Annotated in this window: 9 protein-coding genes and 2 pseudogenes; 3 read left to right on the forward strand and 8 right to left on the reverse strand. The window is 43.3% G+C overall.

The window, feature by feature from the left end; translation table 11 throughout:
* Positions 1–134: 134 nt before the first annotated feature.
* Together O9295_RS01825 and O9295_RS01830 are read right to left on the reverse strand one after the other, a co-directional pair.
* The gene (locus O9295_RS01825) at positions 135–788 is read right to left on the reverse strand and encodes a HupE/UreJ family protein (protein ID WP_288031226.1); all 654 of its coding nucleotides are present in this window, start codon (positions 786–788) and stop codon (positions 135–137) included.
* 14 nt (positions 789–802) lie between these two features.
* Positions 803–1,729, reverse strand: a complete 927-nt coding sequence (locus tag O9295_RS01830) for a class I SAM-dependent methyltransferase (RefSeq protein ID WP_002795667.1) — start codon at positions 1,727–1,729, stop codon at positions 803–805.
* A 203-nt stretch (positions 1,730–1,932) separates the two neighbouring features.
* On the opposite strand from O9295_RS01830, the gene O9295_RS01835 reads away from it, so the two are divergent.
* The gene (locus tag O9295_RS01835; RefSeq protein WP_002795668.1) at positions 1,933–3,129 is read left to right on the forward strand and encodes a homocysteine biosynthesis protein; all 1,197 of its coding nucleotides are present in this window, start codon (positions 1,933–1,935) and stop codon (positions 3,127–3,129) included.
* Here the strand turns inward: O9295_RS01835 and O9295_RS01840 are convergent.
* The 3 genes from O9295_RS01840 to lipB form a co-directional block, all read right to left on the reverse strand.
* Positions 3,118–3,348 carry a hypothetical protein gene (locus O9295_RS01840; protein WP_044034630.1) on the reverse strand — a complete coding sequence of 77 codons (231 nt, stop codon included), beginning with the start codon at positions 3,346–3,348 and terminating at the stop codon, positions 3,118–3,120. The two genes, O9295_RS01835 and O9295_RS01840, sit on opposite strands and share 12 nt — an antisense overlap.
* A 67-nt stretch (positions 3,349–3,415) precedes the next feature.
* Entirely contained in the window at positions 3,416–4,678 is a 1,263-nt protein-coding gene (locus O9295_RS01845) for a pentapeptide repeat-containing protein (protein ID WP_288031229.1), read from the reverse strand.
* Between the two features lies 1 nt (position 4,679).
* Entirely contained in the window at positions 4,680–5,348 is a 669-nt protein-coding gene (gene lipB / locus O9295_RS01850) for a lipoyl(octanoyl) transferase LipB (RefSeq protein ID WP_079208926.1), read from the reverse strand.
* Positions 5,349–5,423: 75 nt separating this feature from the next.
* Here lipB and O9295_RS01855 point away from each other — a divergent pair.
* Positions 5,424–5,624: pseudogene (locus O9295_RS01855) on the forward strand (DUF2887 domain-containing protein); the annotation flags it as partial.
* 45 nt (positions 5,625–5,669) lie between these two features.
* Positions 5,670–5,921, forward strand: a pseudogene (locus tag O9295_RS01860) (DUF29 domain-containing protein); the annotation flags it as partial.
* Positions 5,922–5,974: 53 nt separating this feature from the next.
* Here the strand turns inward: O9295_RS01860 and O9295_RS01865 are convergent.
* The 3 genes from O9295_RS01865 to O9295_RS01875 are packed head-to-tail and all read right to left on the reverse strand — an operon-like array spanning position 5,975 to position 8,294.
* Positions 5,975–7,309: a flotillin family protein gene (locus tag O9295_RS01865; protein WP_288031232.1), complete on the reverse strand. Its 1,335-nt coding sequence runs from the start codon at positions 7,307–7,309 to the stop codon at positions 5,975–5,977.
* A 28-nt stretch (positions 7,310–7,337) separates the two neighbouring features.
* Positions 7,338–7,679: a hypothetical protein gene (locus O9295_RS01870; protein WP_288031234.1), complete on the reverse strand. Its 342-nt coding sequence runs from the start codon at positions 7,677–7,679 to the stop codon at positions 7,338–7,340.
* Positions 7,680–7,727: 48 nt separating this feature from the next.
* Positions 7,728–8,294, reverse strand: a complete 567-nt coding sequence (locus O9295_RS01875; RefSeq protein ID WP_002784990.1) for a hypothetical protein — start codon at positions 8,292–8,294, stop codon at positions 7,728–7,730.
* Positions 8,295–8,895 lie beyond the last annotated feature (601 nt).

Genomic DNA, 8,895 nt, shown 5'->3' on the forward strand with positions numbered 1-8,895 from the left:
AGGGATCGGGGGTAAAATTCAGGTACTTTTTCCCTGAAAATTAGGTAACTGACTACCTCAAAATCGGTAAAACCCTACACCCCACACCCCACACCCCACACCCTGCCCCCACCAACAAACTTTTTCAGCAGACCCTACTTAATTCCCACTAAAAAAGTTGTACCGATCGCCATAATTGCCAATCCGATGAACTTACTAATTAGAGTCGCTTGCTTGGCTAATTTTTCCTTAATGACACTGCCAAGGAAAAAAGCACCAGATGCGATCGCTAATTGGATCACGGTAAAACCGATTAAATAGGCAACTAAAGCGGCAACTCGCGCCCCGATAATTGATTCTCCGTAGGCATAACCGTGGAAAATTCCCGCAATCATTGCCAGAGTTGCCAGAGCGATCGTATAGAGATTAGAATGAGTTTGTAAACCTTTTTTCAGGGTTAAAATCACGCCAAAAATTACCACAGAAAGGGCAATAATCCCTTCAGGAAAAAGTAAATTTATTCCCTGTAAATGAATACCTGTCCCGATTAAAGTGGTAATCGCAAAAGCGAGCGGAATTAATAAACCCTGTTCCATCCCCACAGCAATTAAACCACTAGCCACCACAAAAGCTAAATGATCTAAACCGATAACTGGGTGAGCTAAACCCGATAAAAATCCGTTCCAAAAATTATCGGGAGTTTGCCCTGCCATGGCATGATGGGCGAGGGTTTTGCTGGCAAAAATTAACAGGAAGAGAGGGACAATAGTTAATATCTTTGTCCAACTTTGACGAAAAATTATCTTCATTGATTACCTCAAAATTATGATTCGGAAACCCGCGCAACAATCGCCCGGTGTCGGGGACTGGTGGGGGTAATGATCGGTGCTTGAAACCCCGCTTCAACTAATGCCTGTTCGATATCGAGAGCAAAATATTGATCGAGATAGGGTTCGGTACTCTTGAGTAAGGTTAGGACATAAGGGGGCATTTTTCGATAAATTTCCGAGCGCGGATTCATATCCATCAGCGTCAAATAACCCCCCGATCGCAATAAACGACGCGCTTCGGCGAAAATTTCTCTAGTAGCCTGTTGGGGTAGTTCGTGGAACATTAAAAACGACGATACCAGATCGTAGGACTGACTGGGTAATTGAGTTTTTTCCGCAGCCGCGTGTTGCCATTGAATCGTCTTTTGTTTTTGTTGAGCTTGGTATTGGGCAACGGCTAAATAGTAGGGAGAGAGATCTAACCCAGTTACCCGGGCTTGAGGATAAGTATCTTGCAGTGCGAAGCTGCTCATGCCGACACTACAGCCTAAATCGACAATATCGTTAATTTCTGCCTTGATTTGCTCTTTTAATATCCGGTGATATTCCCGCCGCAATCGCGGATCGCCGTCCATCCCCGCCCCGGGCCAGATGGTAGAATGGACAGCATAGGCGGCAGATTCTACCTCAAAGGCTGGCAACCAGTCTAAATTGCCCTTTTCGTAAGCGTGGAAAGAACAAACGTAGTATTCGGGATAGACGAGATCGGGATTTTCTACCGCTTGCAGTTCCCAACTCCAATCCCGTTGTTGCCATTGTTTGACGGTTTCCCGCCAAGGTACGCCTAGTTTTTCGGCTCTTTTAATCATCATATTGCGCGCCTGATAGCGAGCGATGTCAAAAAGCGGTTTTATGCCGAGAATACGGTTAACTAGACCAGAAACAGGATTAAAGGAGGCCGGAACGGGTGTAACTGTCATAGAAAAGCTTCGATCGTAAATTTTCCCTTTTTTATCTTATAACAGTGATCAGTCATCAGTAATCAGTAATCAGTGAAAAGACAGCACTGTTACGGCCATTTAATACTGCTCAGTTAATACCACTCACTGAAAACTCAAATCTGATTACTGTTTACTGACAACAGCAAAAAGCTCCCTAACCCCCCATCTTGCCAATTTTTATCATGAGAACAATCGCTGAAATCAACGACAAAATTGCTAAAAAAACGGCTGTAGTCTGGACAGTAGAGGAATTAAAAAGCCGCGTTACCGAGATGGGAATTAAGGAGGTTTTTTCCCAAGTAGATGTGGTTTGTACGGGAACTTTTGAACCGATGGAATCTTCGGGGGCAATTATTAATTTAGGTCAGACGGATCCGCCGATAAAAATTCGTCAATGTTGGTTAGATGGGATTCCTGCTTATGCTGGTTTTGGGGCGGTGGATTTATATTTAGGAGCCAGCGCTATTAGTGATCTAGCGGCCAAAAATGAGAATTTAGAGGGAGAAAATCCCGAAAGGGGCGGCGGACATATTATTGAGGATTTAATCGCTGGAAAATCGATTCAATTGCGCGCTGTCGGCCAGGCCACTGATTGTTATCCTCGCACTTCTTTTGAAACGATTATTTCTAAGGAGACTATCAATCAATTTTATCTTTTTAATCCTCGCAATCTCTACCAGAATTTTATCGTCGGAGTCAATGGGGGAGAGCGGACTTTATATACTTATTTGGGACCACTACAGCCGCGATTAGGTAATGCAGTGTATTCTAACCCCGGGGCAATTTCTCCCCTGTTAAATGACCCCGATTTAGAGGCTATAGGCATCGGTACGCGCCTTTTTTTGGGAGGAGGAATCGGTTATATTGCCTGGGAAGGAACCCAACATTTTCCCCTGCAAAAACGCCTACAAAATCGAACTCCTATTGGACCGGCTTCCACCTTAGCCTTAATTGGTGATGCTAAACAAATGAATGCTCGCTGGGTGCGAGGTTGTTATTTCAAAAATTATGGGGCTTCTTTAATGTTAGGGGTAGCAGTACCGATTCCAATTTTAAGCGAGGAAATCGTTCGACATTGTGCGGTAAAAGATGAGGAAATTGTCGCTCCAGTGGTGGATTTTTCCATTCCCCGGCGAGTCCGTCCTACCTTTGGTTTAATCACCTACGCTAAACTAAAAAGCGGTCGGATTATGATCGAGGGAAAAAGTGTGAGGGTGGCTCCTTTGGCCAGTATTTCCTTGGCCCGGGAAGCCGCTTTAGAATTAAAAGCACTAATCGAATCGGGAGAATTTACCCTCACGGAACCCGTGGCAAAAATTAATCTAGAGCGGACTTTTATCCCCCAGGATCGTTGGGGTGGAAAATTATCAATTGAGTGAGGAATTAAGGGATTGCGTGCAGGTGGCACAACTACAATTAAGATGACGTAAAATCGGATTTTCTTCGCTGGTTGTCTTGCCGATAATCATGTCACCTAAGTTCTCGGTGTTGAAACTAGGATGAAAGGACTCTGGGGCAGCTTGTACGGAGTTAGTGGTAACTGCTAGGGCTAATAAACTAGCGGAGGCAGTGGCAAGAATAACGACTTTTTGATTCATAAATTTGTGGGAATTATTGGCCATGAATACCACTGATTATAACACTGCCCCCTGCCGATCGCCTCCGTTAACGACCTAAAAGATTGGCAATATCAGCACATCCCCCCGGAATGGTTGCGCGGGACTTTTCCCCACACCAACGACAACAATAGTGACGTTGTTCCTCGCTCATATTTTTCACCCCGGTAAAATTGACATTTTCTACCACTGCTCCCGTGTGTTCTCCAGTGTCATAATTGGGGGGAACGCTGCGACTGCGGGGGGTAGCATTTTCTAGGGAACCATAAAATAAACGCATCCCTTTCATATCTGCCCCTCTTAAATTAGCTTCGTAGAGAATTGTCCGCGATACATTTGCTTTCACCAAATCGCTATAACTTAAATCGGCCCGCACCATATTCGCTTCGCTTAAATCCGTCCAGCGCAAATCCTGCCCAGAAATGTCGGACCCCGCTAACATTACCCCCAATTGTACTACTCTTGTACCGAACTCTCGATCCTCCGCATAACCCCCTTCCCCGTCTAGAATCGGTCTGCCTAGATAACGATCGCGTTTAATCGGTGATAATAGCCGCGATTGACTCAAAAAACGCAGTATTTTCGCTTTTCCAGAGGCATCGACACTGCTGAGGATGGAAGCGGTGCGACCTTCTGCGATCGCTCTTTCCTGGGGCCAATCTTCTAAAAATCCCTCCTCATCCAAGGCTAGATCGGAAATCCCTTGAAAATAGGAATCGATCGTCTGTTGTTGGGTAATGCGATTTTGTTGTATGGTTAAATCCTTAGAAATAACGTACTGTTCCCAGGCCACATAGACGGCTAACACGGCGATCATAATCTGCCCCAAGGCCCCCACCCACTCGGCCCAGGAACCAAACTCATCGTATTTAAAACTCTCTAACCATCGCAATATGCGCTCGTAAACTCCTAAATATTTCCCTAATCCGGCCAGAGCAGCTATAAAAACTATAAAGGCAAAAACCGTCTGACGTTCAGAGGGGGTGAGATAATGGGCGATCCACTGGCGAATAGAGGGCAAAATCACCTGTAAAGATATTAATATCGCTACTATCGCCCCAGAAAAGCCTAACCAGTCCCAGCTAAAGACCAGGCCGATGGTCATCACCATCAGGGGGGCCAGTAGTAACCCCGCATTACCCGGTCGAAGATCTTTTAATAGTAGGATGCGCTGACGCAGAGGATTACGGGAAGATAAAGAGGAGACGTATTCGGAGGCATCGGGGGGCGATAAACTGGTTTTACCCTTATTTTCGGGGTTATCGGCCCTATTTTCTGCGGCGAGTTTTTCTGGTTCTTTGCGATCGCTCATGTTAATCCTTGTCAAGAGAAAATAATTCCACACCGAAAACTGAGGCGAAAACTCTCGATAAATCTTGCTGTACTTGCATAAGACTAATATTAGGCAGAAACTGCCGTAAACTGCCCACGGGTTTATTAGCAATCCCACAGGGAATAATCTCGGCAAAACCGCTTAAATCTGGACAAACATTGATGGCAAAACCATGATAGGTAATCCAATGACTAACTTTAATACCGATCGCCGCTATTTTATACCCTTCTACCCATACCCCCGTCAGGCCCGCGATTCTTTCCCCCGACAATCCATAAATAGCGATAGTTTGCAGGATGACTTCTTCCAATTGTCGCAAATACCAGTGTAAATCCTGCCGATAATAGCGCAAATTGAGGATCGGATAGCCCACTAACTGCCCCGGACAGTGATAGGTGACTTCGCCTCCTCGCTCGATTCGGTACACTTCTTTGTCGGTTTTGTCAAGATTAAATTTAATAAACTTAATATCTGAACCAGTACCGAGGGTGTAAACGGGGGGATGTTCCAGCAGCAGCAGCACATCGGGTAAGTCAGGATTAGCAATTCTCGCCTCCACCAGCGATCGCTGTTGCGACCAAGCGAGAGAATAGGGAGTAATTGCCTGAATTTTTAGCCCACAGAGACGAGGCATTTTTTGAGCATTCATCGAGAGATGTGATTGTTCAAATTATTTAAGAAATGTGGAAGATCACCAAGGAAAATTAAAAGAAGGGAAGAATAGATGTTGGGGAGAATAATAAGCACTAATCTAAAGTTATCCCATCTATCATCTCTTGGGATCAGTATCCTCCAGTTTATCCTCATCGGCGCCAAAAAAGCACCAAAACAAGTTCAATCCTTGATTGAGCAAACCCACCAACAGGTTGTTGACCCTAACAATCAAAGAAATGTTATCGAGTTAATCGAGAAGATTATTATCTACAAATTTACTCACCATGGCACTGCTCTAAGATGGAGACAATCAATTATGCTAGGTGTTCACGCATTAAAACAACTCTATGAGATTGATGACTCTCAATGGCTAGGAGAAACCATTAGCCTACTCAGAAATCATCAATTTCAACAGCTAGACTTAGAACATTTAATCGAGGAATTAGAGGATTTGGGCAAAGAAAAGAAAAATGCTGTAGCCAGTCTTTTAGAACAGGTTATCCGCCATTTATTATTCCTGCAATACTGGAGCAAGGAAGCAGAATATAAGACAATTTATTGGCAGGAATAAATCGATAACTTCCGTACTCAATAAAATCAGGCTAGTATGTTTTCTGACTGCTATTTTTCAATTTTATTGGTGAGAGTTCCGACCACATCAATACCGAGGGTTTGATGGACACTGGCGAGGAATTGATTGACGATTTCGGGATAGACTTTAATCAGGGTAGCAAGGGATTTACCATCACCATTATCAACAATATTAACTCGCTCGAGGTGTAAGCGTTTAGGAATTTTGATCGCTTCTTCTAGGATAGTTTCTAACTGTTGAATCAAGAAAATTGCCTCTGCTTCGCTGCCGGTATTTTGCCAGACTTCCGCGAATAATTCGTTAACCAAGGCTTCAGCTTTGGCATTTTCTTCAAAAATTGCCGCTTCTCCTCTAGCGCGGAAAGTTTCGGCTTCCTGCTGCGCTTCTGCGGGTAAAACTTGATCTGCTTGGAGACGTAATCTTTCTAATTCTGCTCTGACCTGTTGCAATTTTTCCTCAACTATAGCACGTTTTTCCTTAGCGGCGGCGATAGTTATTTCTTCTTCCGATTTTGCCTGTTGTTCCAGTTTTGCCTTTAACTTTCTCAATTCGTTTTCTTGCTCTAAAATGATAATTTGATCGCGGGTTTTAGCTACGGTTGCCTGTTCCTCACATTCCGCAACTATTTGTTCAGCTTCATTGAGTGCATTTGATTCAGCAATTTCAGCATCACGCATGACTAAAGCGATTCTTTCCCGTCCGAGGGAGTTAAGATAATCCACGTCATCGGCAACATTTTGAATTTTGAGAGTATCAATTTCTAAACCGAGTTTAAACAGGTCTTGACTGACGTTACTGGTAATACTTTCGGCAAATTTTAGGCGATCTTCGTTCACTTGTTCGGGGGTCATTGTTGCGACTACACCCCGCAAGTTTCCTTCTAAAGTTTCTTTAGCTACGCGAATAATTTCTTCTCGATCTCGATCTAAAAAACGTTCGATCGCATTGCCGACTATTTCAGGTTTAGAACTAACTTTCACGTTAGCAATTGCCACTATATTCAGTGGAATATTGCCCTTAGAATAGGCATTTTTAATCTCAATTCTGATCGGGGTTGTGGTGACATCCATGCGTTTAACGGTTTCTAAAATTGGAATACGAATCGCCCGACCCCCCGATACCACTCGATACCCCACATCCTGTCTATCTTTTGATTTGCGTTTCATCCCACTCAGTATTACTACTTCATTGGGTTTGCAAATACACAAAAAAGCATTGATAAACCAAATCGCACCAATCCCCAGAAATATCAATAAAGCAATGGCAACACTATTCAACAATACATTACCAGCACTGTTGTTGTTATTGTTGTCGTATGGATTGGGATTGATTTGGATGAGATAGGAATTATTTTGACTATTCATAGTTAGTTACCCTTTGGTTTAGAAGAAATTACAAATCGCCTCTGATATACTTTTCCGCAATGACTAAAACTTTATTGTCCTGGAAATTGAGGATAAATGCTTTATCCCCGACATTAAATTGTTCTTCCCCTTCCGTTATCGCTACTATATCGATCAGACTATCCCCGACATTAACTCGCACTTTCCCCTTGCTATTTTTATCGAAGGGGATTTGAACAACTCCGATTAAACCGATGAGAGAGTGATGATCGACAATACTATTTACCTGTTGGTTGCAGCGTCTTAACTTGACTAAAATCAGGAGTAGAATGGCCAAACCAATACCTACCCCTAAAGAAATTAAAACGATTGTGAGCAGTTGATCATTCATAGTTTAGTTATTTGCCGTTATGGTTGCCCCCAATCTAATTACCGTTAACTAATTTGAGACTTCGGCCATTTCAATCACGCGATCAGCATTATCTTTGACCAAAAAATTTAAAGGTTTATTGCGACGAACTTTATACTTTAAGCGTCGTGATTCCACCCGCATCAGAATTTGTTCTAAACAATCGTGATCAAAACAAACGTGACGATGACGATCCTTATAACCCGCGGTTGCTCCAGCAACGATGTGCAGTTGGGTATTTTTCTTTAACTGATACCATAAACCCTGGGGTTGATCTCCCAAAGAAGGGTTGGCAGTAGTCACAGCCGGATTACTAGACATATAAAATGGGTCAATCATATTATTGCCCATCGTCTGCTCATAATTGTAATAGTAATGGAGGGGAACATCGGCCGTGGGTAAATTTAAAAGTCCTTCATAAAATTGTCGGGCTGTCTCCAAATCTGTCACCATGATTGTATGAACTTTTGGGGCGCTAGTTAGAAACATCCACATGGCTAAAGCATAAGCGGCCAGAAGCATAACCATAATCCCCTGGGTGGACAGGAGAGTATCAAGGGGTAGGAAAGCGCCGAAGAAAAGATGATTTATCAACACTGATGTGATCCTATTGCCTAAGAATTTCTATCATTCCCTAATTATAATCATGGCGCTGAAACTTAAGTGAACAGGGTGGGGAGTTACCGAGTTCTGTACATTTGTATTAAAATGCTCCCTACCCAGTTTAAATAGGGTTTGCTGAAAAAGTTTGTTGGTGGGGTTAGGAGTCAGGAGTCAGGAGTCAGGAGTCAGTAGCTGGTCGTTTCAGGCTTTGTTTCCCTCTTTTTTTTTACCAAATTATGTTCTACGAGAGGGTTAATGCAAGGGTTTTGAGAGTCCCAATCGGATTTTCGCAGCATGTACATCGGATTTTAACAGGTCAAAAGCCTTATTTTAAAAGGGTTTTACCATTATTCAGCCAACCCTAAATACAGTACAATTTGCCTCAAATTTTCCCTCTGGGATGAATAAATGATGAGATGATGACATTGCGGACGGAAATATGAGGAGTTAGCGGAGTTGACATCCTCGCCGCCCTAAAAGTGCGGCGATTCCTAAACCTCACGATTTAAGTTTCTGCTTCCACCACCGTCGCATACCACAGTTAAAAAACCATGTACTGTCTTACACAGAGTCCACAGACTTTCGCCCCATTTCA

The organism is Microcystis sp. LE18-22.4A (assembly GCF_027531105.1).
GTDB lineage: Bacteria > Cyanobacteriota > Cyanobacteriia > Cyanobacteriales > Microcystaceae > Microcystis > Microcystis aeruginosa.